Origin of the sequence: Epilithonimonas hominis (genome assembly GCF_003730015.1) — a bacterium.
In the GTDB taxonomy this organism is placed as follows: domain Bacteria; phylum Bacteroidota; class Bacteroidia; order Flavobacteriales; family Weeksellaceae; genus Epilithonimonas; species Epilithonimonas hominis.
This window is the reverse complement of sequence record NZ_RJTU01000083.1, coordinates 1-20,879: the sequence shown is the minus strand read 5'-3', so window position 1 is coordinate 20,879 and position 20,879 is coordinate 1. Positions and strand designations below refer to the sequence as shown.

General features: G+C 37.3%; 16 protein-coding genes. 5 read left to right on the top strand and 11 right to left on the bottom strand.

What is annotated here, in order from left to right:
* Positions 1-21 precede the first annotated feature (21 nt).
* Entirely contained in the window at positions 22-906 is an 885-nt protein-coding gene (locus tag EGH73_RS13490) for a cupin-like domain-containing protein (protein ID WP_123282281.1), read from the top strand.
* 74 nt (positions 907-980) lie between these two features.
* Here EGH73_RS13490 and gdhA read toward each other — a convergent pair whose 3' ends face one another.
* From gdhA to EGH73_RS13475, 3 genes are all read right to left on the bottom strand, one after another.
* Positions 981-2,339: an NADP-specific glutamate dehydrogenase gene (gene gdhA, locus EGH73_RS13485; RefSeq protein ID WP_089769596.1), complete on the bottom strand. Its 1,359-nt coding sequence runs from the start codon at positions 2,337-2,339 to the stop codon at positions 981-983.
* 180 nt (positions 2,340-2,519) lie between these two features.
* On the bottom strand, positions 2,520-3,629 hold the full coding sequence (dprA, locus tag EGH73_RS13480; RefSeq protein WP_123282280.1) for a DNA-processing protein DprA: 1,110 nt from the start codon (positions 3,627-3,629) through the stop codon (positions 2,520-2,522).
* Positions 3,630-3,661: 32 nt separating this feature from the next.
* Positions 3,662-4,438 carry a rhomboid family intramembrane serine protease gene (locus EGH73_RS13475; RefSeq protein WP_123282288.1) on the bottom strand — a complete coding sequence of 259 codons (777 nt, stop codon included), beginning with the start codon at positions 4,436-4,438 and terminating at the stop codon, positions 3,662-3,664.
* A 143-nt stretch (positions 4,439-4,581) separates the two neighbouring features.
* On the opposite strand from EGH73_RS13475, the gene EGH73_RS13470 reads away from it, so the two are divergent.
* Positions 4,582-5,688 carry a DUF3078 domain-containing protein gene (locus EGH73_RS13470; protein ID WP_123282279.1) on the top strand — a complete coding sequence of 369 codons (1,107 nt, stop codon included), beginning with the start codon at positions 4,582-4,584 and terminating at the stop codon, positions 5,686-5,688.
* Between the two features lie 176 nt (positions 5,689-5,864).
* Here EGH73_RS13470 and msrA read toward each other — a convergent pair whose 3' ends face one another.
* From msrA to EGH73_RS13435, 7 genes are all read right to left on the bottom strand, one after another.
* Positions 5,865-6,428, bottom strand: a complete 564-nt coding sequence (msrA, locus tag EGH73_RS13465) for a peptide-methionine (S)-S-oxide reductase MsrA (protein ID WP_376751257.1) — start codon at positions 6,426-6,428, stop codon at positions 5,865-5,867.
* A 180-nt stretch (positions 6,429-6,608) separates the two neighbouring features.
* Entirely contained in the window at positions 6,609-7,583 is a 975-nt protein-coding gene (locus tag EGH73_RS13460) for an ROK family protein (RefSeq protein WP_123282278.1), read from the bottom strand.
* Between the two features lie 67 nt (positions 7,584-7,650).
* Positions 7,651-8,871, bottom strand: a complete 1,221-nt coding sequence (locus EGH73_RS13455) for a PepSY-associated TM helix domain-containing protein (protein WP_184808114.1) — start codon at positions 8,869-8,871, stop codon at positions 7,651-7,653.
* A 10-nt stretch (positions 8,872-8,881) separates the two neighbouring features.
* Positions 8,882-11,098 carry a TonB-dependent siderophore receptor gene (locus EGH73_RS13450; RefSeq protein WP_123282277.1) on the bottom strand — a complete coding sequence of 739 codons (2,217 nt, stop codon included), beginning with the start codon at positions 11,096-11,098 and terminating at the stop codon, positions 8,882-8,884.
* A gap of 203 nt (positions 11,099-11,301) precedes the next feature.
* Positions 11,302-14,373 carry a preprotein translocase subunit SecA gene (gene secA / locus EGH73_RS13445; RefSeq protein WP_123282276.1) on the bottom strand — a complete coding sequence of 1,024 codons (3,072 nt, stop codon included), beginning with the start codon at positions 14,371-14,373 and terminating at the stop codon, positions 11,302-11,304.
* Between the two features lie 94 nt (positions 14,374-14,467).
* Complete coding sequence (locus tag EGH73_RS13440; RefSeq protein ID WP_072997379.1) at positions 14,468-14,689, bottom strand: DUF2795 domain-containing protein; 222 nt, start codon at positions 14,687-14,689, stop codon at positions 14,468-14,470.
* 109 nt (positions 14,690-14,798) lie between these two features.
* Complete coding sequence (locus EGH73_RS13435) at positions 14,799-15,836, bottom strand: GDP-mannose 4,6-dehydratase (RefSeq protein ID WP_089769584.1); 1,038 nt, start codon at positions 15,834-15,836, stop codon at positions 14,799-14,801.
* A gap of 174 nt (positions 15,837-16,010) precedes the next feature.
* Between EGH73_RS13435 and EGH73_RS13430 the strand changes: the two genes are divergently transcribed.
* Positions 16,011-16,802, top strand: a complete 792-nt coding sequence (locus EGH73_RS13430) for a DUF2797 domain-containing protein (RefSeq protein ID WP_123282275.1) — start codon at positions 16,011-16,013, stop codon at positions 16,800-16,802.
* 43 nt (positions 16,803-16,845) lie between these two features.
* A complete protein-coding gene (locus EGH73_RS13425; protein ID WP_123282274.1) occupies positions 16,846-18,954 on the top strand; it encodes an AsmA family protein in 2,109 nt (702 codons plus the stop codon).
* Between the two features lie 73 nt (positions 18,955-19,027).
* Here the strand turns inward: EGH73_RS13425 and EGH73_RS13420 are convergent, their stop codons facing one another.
* Positions 19,028-19,366, bottom strand: a complete 339-nt coding sequence (locus EGH73_RS13420) for a hypothetical protein (RefSeq protein WP_123282286.1) — start codon at positions 19,364-19,366, stop codon at positions 19,028-19,030.
* Between the two features lie 143 nt (positions 19,367-19,509).
* Between EGH73_RS13420 and EGH73_RS13415 the strand changes: the two genes are divergently transcribed.
* Positions 19,510-20,874 carry an IS1182 family transposase gene (locus tag EGH73_RS13415; RefSeq protein WP_123282273.1) on the top strand — a complete coding sequence of 455 codons (1,365 nt, stop codon included), beginning with the start codon at positions 19,510-19,512 and terminating at the stop codon, positions 20,872-20,874.
* The last annotated feature ends 5 nt before the right edge of the window (positions 20,875-20,879 follow it).

Genomic DNA, 20,879 nt, shown 5'->3' with positions numbered 1-20,879 from the left:
GCCACTTAATATTACATTAACATGGGAATCATTCTAAAACCAATTGATATTGTAGATGATATTACCAAAGAAGAGTTCTTTGAAAAATACCTGAAGCCGCGCAAACCGGTTGTTATAAAAAATATGGCGAGGAAGTGGCCGGCTTATCAGAAATGGACGATGGATTATATGAAGCAAGCCGTAGGTGATGTAGAGGTTCCTTTGTACGACAGTTCTAAAGCGGATCCGGCTGCGCCCATTAATGCGTCTGCTGCGAAAATGAAATTTGCAGATTACATCGACCTGATCGAAAAAGAACCAACAGATCTCAGGATATTTTTGTTCGATCCGATAAAGCAGGCTCCAAAATTACTGGACGACTATATTTTCCCAAAGGATCTGATGGGCGGTTTTCTGGATAAATATCCGAATATGTTCTTCGGAGGAAAAGGTTCTGTGACATTCCTTCATTATGATATTGATATGGCGCATATTTTCCATACGCATTTCAATGGTAGAAAGCATATTCTGCTTTTCGATTATAAATGGAAAGACAGACTTTATCAGATTCCTTATGCTACTTACGCTTTGGAAGATTATGATATAGAAAATCCTGATTTTACAAAGTTTCCAGCATTGGATGGAGTGGAAGGAATTGAGTGTTACCTAGAGCACGGCGACACTTTATTTATGCCGACTGGCTGGTGGCACTGGATGAAATATCTGGACGGCAGTTTCTCCATTTCTCTCAGAGCCTGGGACAAAAGCTGGGCAGTAAAAGCTCACTCGCTTTGGAATCTGACTGTACAGAGAAATTTTGACAATTTTATGAAGCGAAATTTCAAAGCAAAATATATGACCTGGAAAGAGAAGAAAGCCATCGAAAGAGCCAACTATGCTTTGAAGCGTGGGCTTCCGAAAAGATAAAACATAACCCATTATTAAAAATAAAAATGCAGCTAAAACCAATTAGCTGCATTTTTATTTTATTGGAAAAGGAATTAAACCACGCCTTGTGCAAGCATTGCTTCAGCCACTTTTACGAAGCCTGCAATATTAGCTCCTTTTACATAGTTCACATAACCGTTTTCTTCTTTTCCGTAATCTCTACAAGCTTTGTGAATGCCAATCATAATCTCTTTAAGTCTTGCATCAACTTCTTCAGAAGTCCAGTTTAGTCTGATGGAGTTTTGTGTCATTTCCAATCCGGAAGTTGCAACACCACCAGCGTTAGATGCTTTTCCTGGTGAGAACAACACTTTATTGTCCAAGAAGTAATTGATCGCATCCAGCGTAGAAGGCATATTTGCAGCTTCTGTTACACAGATACAACCGTTGGCAACCAGTTTTTTTGCATCCTCCAAATCAAGTTCATTCTGAGTCGCACACGGGAAAGCAACATCACATTTAACTTCCCAAGGACGTTTCCCAGCGTGGAATTCAGCAGATGGATATTTGGTCACATAATCTTCCGCTCTGTTATTTCCGGTAGCTCTGAGTTCCAAAAGATATTCAATTTTTTCTCCAGAGATTCCGTCTTTGTCATAGATGTAACCATCAGGACCAGAAATGGTTAGTACTTTCCCGCCCAGTTCTGTGAATTTTTTTACAACACCCCAAGCTACGTTTCCAAAACCTGAAACGGTAGCTGTTTTACCTTCGATTTTCTCACCAATGGTTTTCAGCATCTGCTCGGCAAAATAAACCACACCGTAACCAGTAGCTTCTGGTCTGATGAGTGAACCACCGTAAGCTAGACCTTTTCCTGTCAATACACCAGTGAATTCGTTTCTTATCTTTTTGTACATCCCGAAGAGATAACCAATTTCTCTTGCGCCTACACCGATGTCTCCGGCAGGCACGTCCGTTTCTGGCCCGATATGTTTGCAAAGCTCAGTCATGAAAGCCTGGCAGAAACGCATCACTTCCATATCAGATTTACCTTGAGGGTCAAAATCGGAACCACCTTTCCCGCCACCCATTGGAAGCGTAGTTAAGCTGTTTTTAAAAACCTGCTCAAAAGCTAAAAATTTTAAAACACTAAGGTTTACCGTTGGATGAAATCTTATTCCGCCCTTGTATGGACCGATCGCTGAGTTCATCTGGATTCTGAATCCTCTGTTTACCTGAATCTCGCCCTTGTCATCAATCCATGGAACGCGGAAAATAATTACTCTTTCCGGCTCTGCCATTCTCTCTAGCAGCTTCATTCCGGTGTATTCTTTTCTTGTAGAAATAAAAGGAATAACCGTTACGGCAACTTCTTTTACTGCTTGGATAAATTCTGGTTCATTAGGATTTTTGGCTTCAATTTTTGCCATAAATTCCTGAATCTTTTGCTCAACGTTATAGTGCTCCATTGTTCTATAATTATGACAACAAATTTAATTTTATTTTCAAATTTCGCAAGTAGTATTTTTAGTTTTATTGAAAAAATAATGCTATTAAAGAAGCTTTTTGCTTAATGTATAATTTGTTGTCCTATGTTAAGAAATTTTGAATCTAATGTTACATTGTTTCAAGTTTTCGGAAAGCGGATTCTAGTAGTTAGGGAGATATTGCCTGCCGGAAAGACATTTGATGTGGCCATAAAGTTCCAAATCCAAAAGAATAGGTAAGAGCTTATGATGTTGGATTTTAGTTCTATCTGCTATTTCGTCCAGCGAAAGTGCTTTCTGATGATCCAGAATATCTAAAATCTGCTGGTGTTCTTTTCTCTTGGGATTCAGTTTTGCAATGGGCATCTTCTCTGGAAATAACTCTGGCTGGACAGAAAGATTTAGATTGTCAATCAATGACTTGATATTGACAATAGATTCTGCTTTATTCTCAGCAATGAGCTGATTACATCCCTGGCTATACTGATCTGTAATTTTTCCTGGTAATGCAAATACATCTCTGTTATACGAATTGGCATAGCTTACCGTAGTTACAGAGCCGCCGCCAAATGCAGTTTCGACAACAATAAGATGCTGGGATAATCCTGCAATAATTCTGTTCCGTTGTAAAAAATTCTCTCTGCTTATATTGTCAAAAGTGCAATATTCAGAAATCAGTGCACCATCATTTTCCAATATCCTATTTGAAAGGTTCTTGTTGGAAGCGGGATAGATTTTGTCAAGACTTTGTGCCATCACAGCTAATGTAGGAATATGATTATGAAGAGACTCTTCGTGTACACAAGTATCTGCGCCCAAAGCTAATCCACTTACAGTACAAATGTTTGTTCCAGATAGTCCAGTCAGCAGTTCTTGGATGAACTGTTTACCGTATGATGTGAGCTTTCTGGTACCTACAATGCTGAGTGGATTGAGATTATATATTAATTTTCCTTTGTAAAATAGAATAGCAGGTGCATCATCACAATTTGAAAGATGTTTTGGATAAGATGAATCATTATGAGAAACAATACTGATGGATTTTTGGTCGCAGAATTTAAGTTCCTTTTCAGCTTTTAAAAGAAATTCTTTCTTGCCGATGTCCTGTGTAATCTTTGTCCCAATACCTGAAATTGATAGCAGATTTTTTTTCGGAGTTTCCCAGACTGCTTTTGCAGAACCTTTTATCTGGATAAGTTTTCTCAAGTTGGTATTGCCAATGTTTTTACATTGTCTGAGTGCAAGGATATAAAGGTATTCTTCCGGAAACATATTTCATTTGTGTATACCTACGAAGATAAAAACTATTTTTCTCTTTTCCGAATTTCATCCAGATATTCCCAGATATTTTCCTGCTTAAGCTGAGGTAATTCATCAAAATCTTCCGGATGATTGGCAATATATTCCTGCCACATCTTGTCATCACGCTCGTTGTAATAATTAGGAAATTCCCAAATAAATTTTCTTTTTTTCTCTTCGCCTATTTTTCTGAAAAGTACAGCAAGAATAATTCCTGTAATACTGCCAGCAAGGTGCGACTGCCAGCTGATCTTACTTGGTTCTTCCAGCTGTGTAAAAAACTCTTCCGGAAAAATCCCCCAGATCAAGCTCCCATAGTACAATGCCACTAACAATGATATGGTGAGCAGTTTCATATTCCAGCGGAAAATACCACTGAAAAAAATAAAAAACGCTAGCATATAAACCAATCCGCTTGCGCCAATGATGCAGTTATAATTCCATTTTCCAGTAACGAGATCAATGGGAGGGAGCATCCAAACCAATAATCCTGAAGCAATCCAGCCGATAAGGAAAATCCGAAATGCTATTTTGGGGTAAAACTCGAAAAGTAAAAATAACAAAACAGCAATAGGAAGAGAGTTTCCTATAATATGATCCAAATTGCCGTGTAGAAGTGGAGCGAACAAAACACCCTTCAACCCTTGTGGTAAAAGCGGAATAATAGCACCGTTGCAACCCTCAAAAAATCCTAGATTCTGAAGGATGAAAAAACTCCACATCATCCCCAGCATAGTAAAAGGGACTAATAATGATCTTAGATTGATAGATTTGAAAAGCATTGATAAACCTTTGACAATTTTACAGCCAATTCTGATGAAAGGTAATTTTGTCTGTAAAAATACTTTAGAAGATGAGAATTTGGTTATAAAGTCAGATTTTTGGAACAATTAGATTTATTATTTTTGCTTAAAATTTGGAATTAATGAGAAAGGTATTGGTATTTGTAATTATGTTTTTGGGATGTTTTATGCAAGCTCAGGTTGTTGATTATCAGAAAATAATTGATTCTATAGCCCAAAAGAAGTGGGATTCTACATCAGTAGAACTCGATAGTCTGGCGAATCCCAAAATTGTAGATATCAGATCTATCAAAAAAGATTCTGTTAAAATTACGAATAATGTGATCATTATTCCAAACTCTAATGATGCAAGTCCGCTTACGCCTTCTTCAATCCTTACATTGCCTACACTGAAACGTTGGTTTATTTTCGGACAAAACAGTCTTGTATTTAATCAATCCTCTTTTGCTAATTGGTACGCCGGGGGGAATAATAACATTGGTGTCATCGGTAAGGTTAATTATAACATTGTATATAAAAAAAACAGGCACTATCTGGATAATAACATTCAGCTGGGCTACGGCTTTGTCTCATCCACGGGGCAATCTACCAGAAAAACAGATGATTATATCAATCTAATGACCAATTATGGCTATGAACTTGCGCAGCACTATTATCTATCAACAGGATTTCAGTTTTTATCTCAGTTTACTGCCGGATATAATTATTCCAACACGCCGGATCCAGTTTTTAATGATAGGATCTCGAAATTTATGGCACCCGGTTATCTGAACCTTGGTATTGGTCTTTCCTATAATCCTAACGACAATTTGCAGATTATTCTGAGACCTATTAACGGAAAATTTACTTTTGTACTGGATAAAAAACTGCAATTTGCGGGAAATTATGGTCTTGAAAAAGACGGTCAAAGTCTGCGGGCTGAGGTAGGTACTATGCTTAATATTCTATACAAAATCAAACTTTTTAAAGATGCAACCTATGTCAATTCGGTGAATTTCTTTAGTAATTATCTCCAACATTCCGAACGTGTGGATATCAACTACACGGGTAGTCTAAATCTTAAATTCAATAAATATATCACAACTGTAGTCACTATAGAGATGATGTATGACCATGACCAGATTCAGAAGCTCCAGAGAAAGCAAACATTAGGTGTTGGAATTACTTACAATCTTGGATATAAAATTGAACGGGATAAAACCAGCGTCATAAAACCGTTTGTGAACTAAGATTAAATTAAAAGCCTAAGTCAAGGTAAAAAACTATTGTTTTTGCAAGATGGTAATGTGCGATAAAAAGATAGTGTCAGGAAGAAATTTTCGTTAGGTTTAAAATGTTGATGATGATAAGAAAATCGATGGGATGATATCAAAAATCACACTTGGAAATAATAAAAAAGCGGAGATTAATTCCCCGCTTTTTCGTTTAGCCATCCCAGTTCGCCAAAATGCTTTTTAAACTTCTGAATCTTTGGTCCTACAACAGCGCTACAATAGGGCTGAGTTGGATTAGCATTGTAATAACCTTGGTGGTAGGTTTCTGCTGCCCAGAATTTTTTAAAAGGTACGATTTCCGTCACATATTTCCCGTTCCATTCCTGCTTGGCTTCAGATGCCTCCATAGATTCTTCAGCTTCTAGCTTTTGGTTTTCAGAATGGTAAAAAATGGCTGAGCGGTATTGTGTTCCTATATCTTCGCCTTGTCTGTTAAGCGTGGTTGGGTTATGAAGAAACCAAAACACTTCCAGCAATTGCTTAAAAGAAATAATTTTTGGGTCGAATGCGATTTGGACCACTTCTGCATGTCCTGTTGTTCCTGTACAAACTTCTTCATAAGTAGGATTGTCTTTGTGACCGCCGGAATATCCAGAGACTACAGAATCTACACCTTTCAGCATATGAAAACAACTTTCCACACACCAGAAACATCCGCCTGCCAAAGTGGCATATTCTAAATTGTTCTTATCCATTTTTTGGTTTGTTAAGGGTTTTGATTGTTTTTCCTGTCCGTTACAATTGATAAGGAAAAAGCATAGTATAATAAATAAATAACGTGTCATGTTAAGAAAAAAAATCCTTTGACTTTTCGAAACATCCATAGCAAAATTTATTCCTATAGTCAGAAAAAATCAAAGGATTTTTAATATCAATTATTTATTATTTTCCCATACCAGCGCACTAGCGCCAAGGATGGCTGCATCTGCCTCTTCCAGTTCGCTGAAAACAAGTTTTACTTTGCCTCGGAAAATCGGCAGCAGATTTCTTTCCATATGTAATTTTGTAGGTTTCAGAAGATAATCGCCGGCTTTGATAACACCGCCGAATAGTAAAATGGCTTCAGGTGAAGAAAACATCACAAAGTTTGCAAGCGCCTCGCCCAGTTTCTGACCAGTGTATCGGAACACTTCAATGGCGGTCGGATCACCCTTTTGCGCACATTCGTAAACTGTTTTTGAGTTGATTTCTTCTTCTCGGTATTGATTCAGCATAGAATCAGGAAACTCTGCCCGGAACTTTTTTGCAGTAATAGAAATTCCGGTTGCCGATGCATAAGCTTCTAGACTGCCTTCGGAACCGGTGCTCCAATGTTTTCTTCCGCCTGGCTTCACGATGGTATGGCCTAGTTCTCCAGCAAAACCGTCGTGTCCGTAGATGAGACTTCCACCAGCAATAATGCCGCTGCCGACACCTGTTCCTAGTGTAATCATTATAAAATCCTTCATTCCTCTCGCTGCTCCAAACATCATCTCGCCCAATGCAGCAGCATTTGCATCATTGGTCATTCTGCAAGAAAAGCCGAATTTTTTTGTCATCAGTTCTGCAAAGGGAACTACACCTTTCCACCTCAGGTTAGGTGCCTGTTCTATAGTTCCTCTGTAATAATTGGCATTGGGTGCACCTACGCCAATGCCGTCTAAGTTTTTATTAGGAGAATACTTTTCTATTAGCGGATTGATATTTTGGTATAAAGCGTCGATAAAATCTTCAACTTTTTCATACTCATCAGTTTTAATGCTTCCTTTTGCAAGAATCTCACCTCTGTGATTTACCAATCCGAATTTCGTATTTGTCCCACCGATATCAATTCCTAAAGCTACTTGCTTTGACAGATCTATTAATGACATTTTGAATTTATAATTTCTAAGTATAAAAGTAAAAAAAAATCCGAGAATGTTCCCCGGATTAATTAATCTATTTTAAATTTTTATGAAAATTATTATTCTTTTTTCGTCTTCCGTACCAGATCAAAAATCCGGTAACTGGCATTGATGCAATAATTACACTAACAATAAACGCTACGATCTTTGTAGGCAGTCCTAAAATCGCCCCAACGTGGATGTCATAATTGGCTGCAACTGTTTTTTCGCCAAAATTTTTGTCTTCAGGATCGTGTCTGTGCAACAATTCTCCGGAATTCTCATCAAAAATAAGGCTGCTGCTTTTATGATAAGAATAGGAGAGGTGCTTTACATAGACTTCAAAGTTCGGATGCTCGTGGTCATCAAGGTGCGGATGTCCCAAGTCCAGACTAAAGGCATATGCGTGGGGATAAAGCTCTTTTACTTTGTCCGAAATTTTATCAAGTGTTCCTTCATTTCTCATCTCAATAGGTGCCTTGGTAGTAATTTTTGAAAAATCTGGATAAGCCGTTTCTCCACCGGAAAAAATATAATAGATTGATGCCTGCACCACAAAAAATGCATAAAACAGGCCGGTGATAGTCAGGATCAAAGCAAAGATTGAAGAATAAAATCCGAAAATATTATGTAGGTCGTAGTTTTTACGCTTCCATTGTGTGGTATCTTTCCATTGAAATCTGAAGCGCTGTTTTCTAGCGGATTTATTTTTCGGCCACCAAAGAACGATGCCAGTAAGCAGCATTATTAGGAAAATGATAACAGGGATTCCTACCACGTAAGTTCCCCAATCCTGCTTCAGAAAGAAACTCCAGTGAATAGATTTGACAATGGCGAAGAATCCATTCTTTTCATCATAAACCTGCAGAACCTTTCCCGTGTATGGATTGACGTAAGCCAACTTGTAAATCGGAAACTCGTCAAAATAATTCCATTCATCCGGTTTGTGCTCATACCAGTAAAACTGATAAGACATTTTACTATCAATCGGAATATTGACCCAGTGAATGGGATATTTTTCCTTGGTCTGCTCATTGACCAGTTTTTCTATCTGGCGGATGGGAAGGATTTGTTTCTGGTCAATGTTTTTCTCATTGTGATAGATGTATTCTTTTCTTGTAAAGTTCTCCACCTCATCCTTAAATACGTAAAGCGCACCGGTAATGGAAATAATGAATATCAGCAAACCAATGGACAAGCCAAACCACAGATGTAGTTTGGCCGACCATTTTTTGAAAAATCCTGGTTTCTTTTTATGATGGTGTTTTTTGATCATTTATCGGTCTTTAGAATTTGTAGCCTACAGATAGTCTGAAATTTCGTGGAGCTTCGGCCTGATAGTAATAATATGCACCGTAAGCAGCACCAGAGTACAGATACCTGTTAAAGACATTGAAAACATTAAGGCCAACTCTGAATGAAGTATTTTCCCAAGATAATCCGGCATCGAATTTAACATAATCACCCATATTTTTTTGAGTGCCGTTGTTCGCCCAAGACCAAGTGCTTCTGTCTGCTAAATAAGTTCCTCCGAAAGATAGTCCAAAACCTTCTAACACTCCATTGATAAAGGTATAATTTAACCACCCGTTAGCAGTATGTTTAGCGTATCCTGGAACTTTCATACCTACAGGGTTACTGATGGGTTCGTTGGATTCTGTCACTTTATTTTCTGTAAAGGCATAATTAAAAATAGCGTTGAAGCCTCTGGTAATCTCACCTTTCAGATCGAATTCTATACCTTGTACTCTTGTTTTACCGAGCAGAATGGAGAATTGTTCACCTGCTGAATTGTTAGGATCGGAAACAGTCGCATTGTTTTTTATAATATTGTATGCAGCTAGTGTTGTATTCCATTTTCCTCCAAACCAATCTTTTTTTACTCCAAGCTCAAAATTGTTTCCCGTTATCGGTTTAGCCAGATCACCATTTCTAAAGATAGCGGCTTGTGGTACAAATGCCTGATCGAACAAGCCGTATACAGCTAGGTTTTGATCTATTGAGTAACTAATGCCCACACGTGGTGTTATTTTATCTGCCTCAGATTTTGTTCCGTAATTATTTTCTGTTACGCTGGTGTAGCGAGCGGCTAGTGTAAGTCTGAGTTTATCGTCAAAAAAACCCAACTCATCCTGAATGTAAAATCCTGTATAGTTTTGATCGATCTTGCTTGATCTAGCAGAAAGAGGTTTTGTTCCGTCAAAGGCTACGAAGGCAGTACTATTGTTTGGACCGAAATAGGCAATATTTCCATTACTGTCATAGTTTTGAGTATTCAGATTATACCAATAGCTGTAATCTGGAATGGTATTTCCTGCATCAGTAGCTGTAGGTTCTCTATAATCCCCATTCGCATTGAATTTATCCAGGTTGTATCCTTGGCTCCAGTCCGCAAGGTATTTTTTGCTTCCAAGATCCAATCCGGCTAGTATTTTATGATTCACATTACCGGTTTTTATGAGACCGTTCAGGAATGCTTGTCCGAATTTCATAGTATTGTCTGCCTCCCAATAACCTAACTGGCGTATCATATAGTTTCCGACAAACATACTTGGCCATATATTACTTCCCATTGTATATTCATTGACATAGGTAAGCTGTGTTGTCAGTTTCCAGTTGTCATTGAATTGGTGTTGCAGGTTTACATTGACGGTATTATTATTAACATTAGTCGGAGCAATTCCAGGGTCTGTGTGTGTATAACTCTGTGGTCTCGTAGCATAACCGTCATAGCTGAATACATAAGCCGAGCCTACTTCAGACATTTTTGCTTTTTGATAGATATATTCTGCGGTCAAGGTGGTTCTGTCGGAAAGCATTACTTTAAGAGAGGGATTGATAATGTATCTGTTATTAAACTCATAGTCTCTAAAGCTGTTTTTGTTTTGAGCCATAAGGTTTAATCTAAAAGCGACTTTATCCGTAATTTTTGTGTCAATATCTGTCTCGCCACGATACATGTTGTAACTTCCTAAAGTTATTCTTGCTGTTCCATTCAGCGTTTTTCCTGTCGGTTTTTTGGTAACGATATTGTAAATTCCGCTTGGTTCGCCGTTTGACATCAGAAATCCAGACGGACCTTTTATAAATTCTATATGATCTACAAAAGACATATCTTCGCTTAGGGGACCCCAGTTGGAAGTTACATTCACGCCATTAAGGAATGCAGCAGCCCTTGAACCTCTCATATTAACCCTTGTATACATATCTCCCCAATGTTCCAGCCTCTGTGCTCCTGCCACATTTCTTAAAACACCATCGCTTAAGGTTGTAACCTGCTGATCCTCCAATGCTCTGTTTGTTATAATAGAAACATTTTGCGGGATTTTGATCAATTCCTCATCTAATCTCAAGGAAGATGAACCTTCCTTCTCCACATATTTTTTGTAATATTTCCCATTTACAACAACTTCTTCAATATTATTGGATTTGATGGAGTCTTTTTCCTGCGCAAAGAGTATTGCTGATGATAATATCAAAACACTCAGAATAATTCGCTTCATATATTTAATTTTATGCAAATATATTATTTTTAATTATTCTAAATTAACTCAAAATCTGATTTTTGTCATTTTATCAAGAATCATTCTAAATAGCAATTTAAATGGAAGGCATATCAGATTATAAAGTAAACTGGGTTAGTTTTCAATAAAAAATCCTGCTGATTTCTCAACAGGATTATGAATTATTATTTTGCTAATAATGGTTATGCAGGGATCTCGCCTTTGTATAAGAAAGAAACAATTTCTTTATTCACCTGATCTACCATTTCACTAAACAGGTAGAAAGACTCTTGTTTGTAAATCACCAAAGGGTCTTTTTGCTCATAAACAGCACCTTGTGAAGAACGTCTTAGGTCATCCATTTCTCTTAGGTGTGTTTTCCAGTTTTCATCAATGATTGCCAATGAAATATTCTTTTCAAAATCTGTAATCAATGATTCGCATTTGGTTTCGTAAGCTTCTTTTAAATCTGTAACAATGGTCATTGTTTTAGTTCCATCTGTGAAAGGAACTTGTATCATTTTGAACATGGAACCTTGGTTTAGATACACATTCTCGATGATTGGATACGCTTTTTCTTTCAAAAGGTTTAATCGCAGATCATAATCTTCTTTCGCTTTTTTAAATACGATATCTGTTAGTGCAGGAATCTGCGTGCTTGCAAATTCTGCTTCAGTTACAGGCGCGTCCATTGTGAAATGCTTGATGATCTCAAATTCGAAATCTTTATAATTTCCTGTAGCTTTGGTCTGTGTTACAATAGATGCCGCGGTGTCGTAAATCATATTCACGATGTCATACTTCAGGTGATCCCCAAACAAGGCGTTCTTTCTTCTTTTATAGATCACATCACGCTGCTTATTCATGACATCATCATACTCCAACAGTCTTTTTCTGACACCAAAGTTGTTTTCTTCAACTTTTTTCTGAGCTCTCTCGATAGACTTAGAAATCATAGAATGCTGAATCACTTCACCTTCTTTATGACCCATTCTGTCCATCATCTTAGCGATTCTCTCGGAACCGAAAAGACGCATCAGATTATCTTCCAAGGAAACATAAAACTGAGAACTTCCCGGATCTCCTTGTCGGCCAGCCCTACCTCTTAGCTGTCTGTCCACACGGCGGGAATCATGTCTTTCCGTACCAATGATGGCCAGTCCACCTGCTTCTTTCACTTCCGGTTTTAGCTTGATATCGGTACCTCTACCTGCCATGTTGGTTGCAATCGTCACAACGCCTGGTCCACCTGCTCCGGCTACAATCTCCGCTTCTTTCTTGTGAAGTTTCGCATTCAGAACCTGGTGCTGAATTTTTCTTAACTGTAAAGCTCTTGAAAGCAACTGAGAAATCTCCACTGAGGTGGTACCAACCAAAACAGGTCTTCCTGCTGCGGTAAGTTTCTCGATTTCTTCAATTACTGCATTGTATTTTTCACGATTGGTTTTGTAAACCAAATCTTGTCTGTCATCCCTCTGGATTGGTCTGTTGGTAGGGATTACCACAACATCCAATTTGTAAATCTGCCAGAATTCTCCTGCTTCGGTTTCCGCCGTTCCGGTCATACCGGCCAGTTTGTTATACATACGGAAATAATTCTGCAAAGTAATCGTAGCGAAGGTCTGAGTTGCTGCTTCGATCTTTACATTTTCCTTGGCTTCAATTGCCTGATGAAGTCCGTCTGAATAACGACGTCCTTCCATGATACGACCTGTTTGCTCATCAACGATTTTTACTTCACCATCAATTACCACATATTCATCATCTTTTTCGAATAATGTATAAGCCTTTAGCAACTGATTCATCGTATGAACACGCTCGGATTTTACTGCGAAATCTCTGTAAAGTTCTTCTTTCGCTGCAAACTCTTCTTCTTTAGAAAGATTTTTCTTTTCAAGTTCTGCAATTTCTGTAGCAATGTCTGGAAGAACGAAGAATTGATTATCCTCGTTTCCTGCTGACATATATTCTACACCTTTGTCAGTTAAATCGATTTGATTGTTCTTCTCATCAATAACAAAGTAAAGATCTTTATCCACGATAGGCATATCACGGTTATTGTCCGCCATATATTGACCTTCAACTTTTTGTAGCAATGCACGATTTCCGCTTTCTGACAAGAACTTAATCAATTGTCTATTTTTTGGCAGACCTCTGTAAGCCTGAAGCAATTTGAATCCACCTTCTTTAGTGTTACCGTTGGCAATGAGTTTTTTAGCTTCGTTGAAAATTGCAGAAACCGTTTTTTTCTGAACTTCAACAATTCTGTCGATGGAAGGTTTCAGAACATCAAACTCCTGTCTGTCACCTTGCGGAACAGGTCCGGAAATAATCAATGGCGTTCTAGCGTCATCAATTAATACAGAATCCACTTCATCCACAATGGCAAAATTCAATTCACCCTGAACAAGTTCGGTTGGATTGGTTACCATATTATCTCTCAGGTAATCAAAACCAAATTCGTTATTGGTTCCGTAGGTAATACTTGCCTGATAGGCTTTCCTTCTGGCATCTGAGTTTGGCTGGTGATTATCAATACAATCTATGGTCAATCCATGGAACTCGTACAAAGGACCCATCCACGCCGAGTCACGTTTGGCCAAATAATCGTTCACGGTTACTACGTGTACACCACGCCCAGGAAGCGCGTTCAGATAAATCGGAAGGGTACCTACCAGGGTTTTACCTTCACCGGTTGCCATCTCGGCAATTTTTCCTGAGTGTAGAACGGCACCACCTATAAACTGTGTATCATAGTGAACCATATCCCAAACCACCGGCGTTCCGGCTGCATCCCAGCTGTTTTTCCAGACAGCAGTTTCCCCTTCTATCGAAACAAAGTCTTTGTACGAAGCAAGTTCTCTATCTCTGTCTGTAGCAGTTACACGGATTTCGCCGTGTTGAGCAAGACGTCTGGAAGTTTCCTTGACCAAAGCAAATGCCTCCGGAAGGATCTCATTAAGAACTTTTTCCTCCACTTGGTAAGAATCTTTTTTCAGAGATTCTATTTTGCCAAAAAGAGCTTCTTTTTCATCTACGTTGGTCGAGTTTTTAATCTGCTCTTTTATTTCGTCAATTTGGGAAGTGAATTTAGCAGCGGCAGATTTGATTTTTTCTTTGAATTCTGCTGTTTTTTCTCGCAATCCATCATCTGTCAATGTCTGGATGTTTGGTTCTGCTGCTTTAATTTTTGCGACAACTTTTTTTACTTCTTTTAAATCTTTTGCATTTTTGTCTCCCAAAAAACTTTTAAGAACTGTATTTAAAAAACTCATTTATTCAGCTTTTGGCAATTAGCGTGCGGCTAATCGCATTAATAATTGTATTTATAAAAAGCCAATAGCACGAAGCCATTAGCCAAGTGCTATATTAATATTCGTCTTCGTTCCAAAGGAAATCTTCGTCCGTTGGATAGTCTGACCATACTTCTTCTATGGAATCGTAGATCTCTCCCTCGTCCTCTATGGCCTGCAGGTTTTCCACCACTTCCATAGGTGCTCCTGTTCTGATTGCGTAATCGATTAATTCTGCCTTGGTCATCGGCCAAGGTGCGTCACTTAGATATGATGCTAATTCTAATGTCCAATACATAATTTAAATTTTTGCAAAAGTAAAAAATTAGGTTATATTTTGTATATATTTCTGCTGATTTTCAATAATATTTAATAATCGTTTCGATTTATTCTAAATCTATCTGACATCAGCTATTATTTATGCGGTTTCCCAAAAACCATTCCACAAATTTTTTTATGCCATTTTGGAAGTTTGTAGTTGGTTCGTATCCAATGAGTGTTTTGGCTTTTGTGATATCCGCGTTGGTTTTCAGGACGTCACCTGCCTGCATCGGCAACATTTTTTTATTGGCAGATTTGCCCAAGGCTTTTTCTAATTCTGATAGCATTTCTGACAAGGTTACCACTTCATTTTCGCCCAGATTAATTATTTCAAACACTTTTGCACGGCTTTCCAGATAGAGTACAGATTTCAGAATACCATCTATAATATCATCAATATATGTATAATCTCGGGCTGTAGATCCGTTTCCGTAAAAAGGAATTTCATCATCATCAAGGATTAATTTTGTAAACTTATGAATGGCAAGGTCTGGTCTTTGTCTTGGTCCGTAAACCGTAAAAAACCGAAGATGTATCATATCGATATTATAAAGATGATGGTAAACGTGACCTAATAATTCGCCTGCTTTTTTAGTCGCAGCGTAAGGTGAGATAGGTCTGTCCACATTATCCGTTTCCGAAAAAGGAACTTTATCACTATTTCCGTAAACACTTGATGATGATGCGTAAATAAATTTATGAATACCGAATTCTTTACAAAGTTCCCAAAGGTTTTGGGTGCCGCGGATATTAACCGCTTCATAATCCAAAGGATTCTCTATAGATGGACGCACACCGGCAAGAGCTGCAAGGTGAATAATAAAGTCAATTTTGTGATTTTTAAATATGGTTTTGAGCCCGTCCTTGTCTCTTATGTCTTGATAGTAGAGTTTGTAATTTTCAGATTTTGAGGTGTTTATTACTACGTTAATATCATCTACTTTATTCGTGAACTTAAAAGATGAAGTATGTCCTGTGGAATCTAATGTGTTTCTGATTTTTATCCTGTAATCATAAAAATCATCAAAATTGTCAATGTTAATGACAGAATGTCCACTTTTCAACAGGTTTTCTACCAGATGTGAACCGATAAATCCGCTTCCCCCAGTTATCAGATAGTTCATAATTTATTGTTTTGATGCGAAGATAAGAATTAAACAAAATAAAATCCCTTATTAGGAGATTCTTTTGATTTTGAAATGTGTCGTGAATAATTATTTTTATAATCGCATATAGATTCGTCATAAAAAGTATTTGATTGAAAATGCCTATTTTTAAACTTTGAAATTAAGAAACAGATGCAATTCTCCGGACAGATCCTAAAAATGATTTCCCAAAACGGAAAACCGATCCAATATTACCTGAACCTTAAAAATGATCTCATTAATATGAATCAGCTTTTTGGAAAAAACATCTATATAAAGCATATTGGCTATCAATGTGTGAACTGTGGTAATGATGAGAAGATCTACAGAATGGGATTTTGCAAAAAATGTTTTTTCGAAAGTCCCTATGCTAGTGATACCATTATCCGCCCGGAATTATCTACCGCCCATCTTGGTATTGCCGAAAGAGATTTGGATGTGGAAAAAGAAATTCAGCTGGTTCCACATATTGTTTATCTTGCTTACACGGGTGATGTGAAGGTTGGCGTGACAAGAGAATCTCAAATCCCAACAAGATGGATCGACCAAGGTGCAACTTTCGCTTTGCCAATAGCGGTTACAGAAAACCGTTACGAAGCAGGAATGATAGAACTAGAGCTGAAAAAACATATTGCTGATAAAACCAATCCAAAGAAAATGCTTCTGGATGATTATGAAGATACACTTGATTTGATTGATTTTCGAAATAAAGTTGCCGAATATTTTCCTAATGATTTCAAGAAGTTTGCAGTAACCGAAGATAATGTGGTAAGATTGGATTTTCCTTATGAAAAGCCTGAGAAAATCAACGTATTTACATTAGATAAAAAACCAGAGTTCAATGGAGTTCTTAAAGGAATCAAAGGGCAATATCTCTATTTTGAAGGCGGGGATTTTATCAATGTACGTGGCCACGAAGGTTATGTGGCAGAATTGGTAGTGTAAAATTGGAACGGTTTTTAGTAGTCAGTAAATAATTAATAAACAGATGAAAAAAACTCTAAAAATTTCGCTCATTGTATTAGGAAGTCTTTTAGCATTAACTCTAGTTGCCAATATCGGTCTAAGTCTTTGGCTGAAGTATAAACTTCCGGACTATCTTAAAAACAAAACACCTTATCAGATTACCTATAAATCTTTGAATGTTGAAATCTTGAGCGGAAATATAGCTGCAGATGATATCATAATAAGAACAAAACAGCCGAATAATACTCAAGTTGCAATGTTGCATGGCTCGCTGGGTGGTATCAATATCAGCAGATTAGGCGTTATAGAATTTCTTAAAAATAAAAGGTTAGAAGCTAGTTCTGTAAAGCTTATTAGACCTAACATTACTTTCAGACTAGCGGAACAAAAAAATAATTCTTCCAAAAAAGAGCCGCTTCCCTTTACAATAAAAAATATTGAGATAGATAATGGCAATCTAGAGATAAAAAAGTCGGATCAAAGCCAGTTGTTTTCCGCTAAAGATCTCAATCTTAATATTAAAAATCTGAGCCTTAATGAAAATCAGGATGAGTTGCCTTTTGCCTTAGACAGTTATGAAATTACTGCAAAAAATTTCTTTGTCCGGCTTGGAAAAGTTTATTCAGTTACCGCAACATCTATTAAAACAAAGGACGGAAAACTGGATGTATCTGACTTTGTCTTAAAATCTTTACTTGATTTCAAAAATTGGGAAAAAAACTTCAAAAGCCAAAAAAGCCTTTTCCAGATCAAAAGCAAGCAGCTAGTTTTTGAAAAGCTTATATTCAGCAAAACAAAACTCAGTCTGAAAAATGCAATACTGCAAAGCCCCGAGTTTGTTATTCATAACAGAGATAGCAAAGTGATTAAAACCAATAAAAAGAAAGCTGAATTTGATCTTGATTTCCAGAATGTTGATATTATTGATGGAAAATTATCTATTTTGAAAGCTACTGGAGCACGCTCTTTTTCTATTGCTAAGTTTAACGCTAATGTCAGAAATTTTCTGATGGATTCCGAAACGTCAAAAAATAAAATACCGTTTTCTTATCAGGATTATAAACTGACCGGAAATCAGCTTTTTTATGATGCAGGAAAATATTATACGATTGATTTGTCAAGCTTTGGCATGACTCCACAAAATATTGATTGTAAGGTTTTTAACTTGAATCCAAAATATTCTAGAGCAGAATTTGTAAAGATGATTCCGATGGAAAACGATTTGTTTGATATCTCTGCTAGCAGGATTCAGTTTCTTGGTTTGAAATGGAGCTATGACCAAGACCAACCAGACATTCACATTAAAAATATAAAGCTCAATGAGGTAGATGCGAACATTTTCCGAAGCAAAATTCCGAAGGACAATCCGAAAGAAAAATTGCTTTATTCTAAATTGCTTAGAAATATTAAATTCCCTTTGTTGGTTGATAATCTTAATCTTATCAACTCTAGATTGGTGTACGAAGAAGACAAGCCAGACGCAAACGGACCAGGAAAAGTTATCTTTTCTAATTTTAATATGAATGTCAAAAATCTCAACTCTAATAAGAAAAAAGGAGCCGACACAAAGGTTCCGATTGCTATCAACTGTCAATTTATGGAGGTATCACCCATGAAGGTGAATTGGAATTTCGACACTGCCAATTTGCGAGATCAGTTTACCTTTTCAGGTTACATCAATAATCTCCCGGCTCATGAAATCAATCCTTTTATCAAACCTTATATGAATATTACGGCAACAGGATTAATCACCAGTCTTAATTTTGATTTTAAAGGGAATAACGATATTATGAACGGAAAATTCCGAATCGCTCACAAAGATCTAAAAGTGAATGTGTTGGATCAAAAAACCAAGGAGAAGAAAAAGTTTTTGTCAGCAGTTGTTAATCTGATTGTAAGAAAAGATTCAAAACAATTTCCGGAATCTGTTGATGTATATGTGGAAAGAAACAAGGAAAGATCGTTCTTTAACCTATTTTGGAAAGGCATAGAAGACGGTTTAAAAAAGACTTTGGTCAGTATTAATGTTGATAAAGTGAAAAAGAATGTGGAAGAGGTTAAAAAAACTGTGAAAGAAACAAAAACAAAAATTAAAAAAGCCAAGGAGAATATTTCTAAAACTGTAAAATAAAAGATGTTTTTCAGGCAACAAAAAAGCTCAGGATTATAGAAATCTTGAGCTTATTATTTGTCTTGTTGTCATTCTAAAAATCATACTCTTCTTTTTCTTCAGTAGGCAAGGATTTGATAAACTCATCAAACTCACGCCCATCATAATTACTGCTCGCACCATAGGAATCGATAATCATAGCTTTGTTTCCATATAAATCTTCCACAAGGTATAAGGCCATATTATCTGCAGGGTCACTTGCACCTTCGAATCGGTAGGTTCTCAGGATTTTTAGATCTTCAGAGCGGTAGGATTTTTCGGTTCCAGAAATAACGAATTTTTTGTCATCCGTCATCCTTATTTCATCCGTAATTCCTTTTTCTCTCAGCTTTTCCATCACTTGCGAGAGTGTCAGCATTGGTTTTGGTATCATAACAATATTTTTTTTGGATTGATGTTTACGAATAATCAAATCATGAACCAAAAAGAAAGAATCCGTCTCACAACTGAGGCGGATTTTTTTTGGTTATAATTGTTATTTTTTTATATTTATATCTGATAATCAGATATTTGTCTATGAATTTCAAGTATTACAACCAAAATCAGACGGTGTTGTTTCCGTATAGTTTTGAGGAGTTGATTCCCGATAATCATCCTGTTCGGATTGTCAATGATATTTTGGAGAGGATCAATATAGACCCGCTGCTAAAAGCCTACAGCAAAGAGGGAAATCCCAGCTATCATCCCGTGATGATGCTCAAGGTGATGGTTTTTGCCTATTTGAACAACATTTATTCCTCCCGGAAAATCGAAAAAGCACTTCGCGAAAATATCAACTTTATGTGGCTCTCCAATATGAGCATCGTGGATCATAATACCGTGAACAGATTTCGGGCTCACAAGCTTGAAGCGGCTTTCAAAGATATTTTCTCGCAAGTAGTTTTGCTTCTTGCCGAAGAAGGTTTGGTAAGTTTGAAACAGGTTTTTGTGGACGGAACGAAAATCGAAGCCCAGTCAAACCGCTACACTTTTGTGTGGGCCAATGCCATTAAAACCAACAAAGAAAAGATGCTCCGCCAATTGGAAGATCTTTGGAAATATGCCCAAAGCGTGGCAAGGGAAGAGGACAAAGACCCTGAACCGCCGGAATTTAAAGAAATCAGCAAAGAAAAAATTCAGCAAACGGTAGAAAATATCAATGCCAAATTAAAAGGCGGCAACGGTAAAACTGATTCCGACAAAAAAGCTAAAGCCAAGCTGAATTACATTAAAAATAATTTTGAGAAAAACCTCGATAAATACGAAGCTCAGGAGGCTATTTTGGCAGAGAGGAATTCCTACAGCAAGACGGATGAAGACGCCACTTTTATGAGGCTAAAGGATGACCATATGCAAAACGGACAGCTCAAACCGGCCTATAATGCACAGATTTCTACCGAGAATCAGTTTATTGTAAATTACACGATCCATCAAGAGACCAACGACTTCAATACCCTGAAGCGTCATTTGGAGAATTTTGAGAAATTGTTTGGTAAAAAAAAACTCGAAGAATTGGAAGAACTCACTGCCGATGCGGGCTACGGAAGCGAGGAAAATTATGAATTATTGGAACAAAAAAACATCATTCCATTTGTAAAATACAATACTTTCGACAAAGAGCAGAATGCCCGTTATCAGGCGAAACACAAGATTTTCAGCAAAGAAAATCTGCATTACAACGGGGAAGACGATTTTTACGTTTGTCCGATGGGACAAAAGATGGAAAAAACGCACGAAAGCACGCGCAAAACCAAGACCGGTTATCCTCAAAAGCTCTCCCATTATCAGGCTAAAAACTGTGATGGATGCCCAATTAGAGGCGTTTGCCACAGTTCCAAAGAAAACCGAAGCATCGAACGGAACCATCATTTGGAAGATTACAAAGAGAAAATGACTACTTGATATTA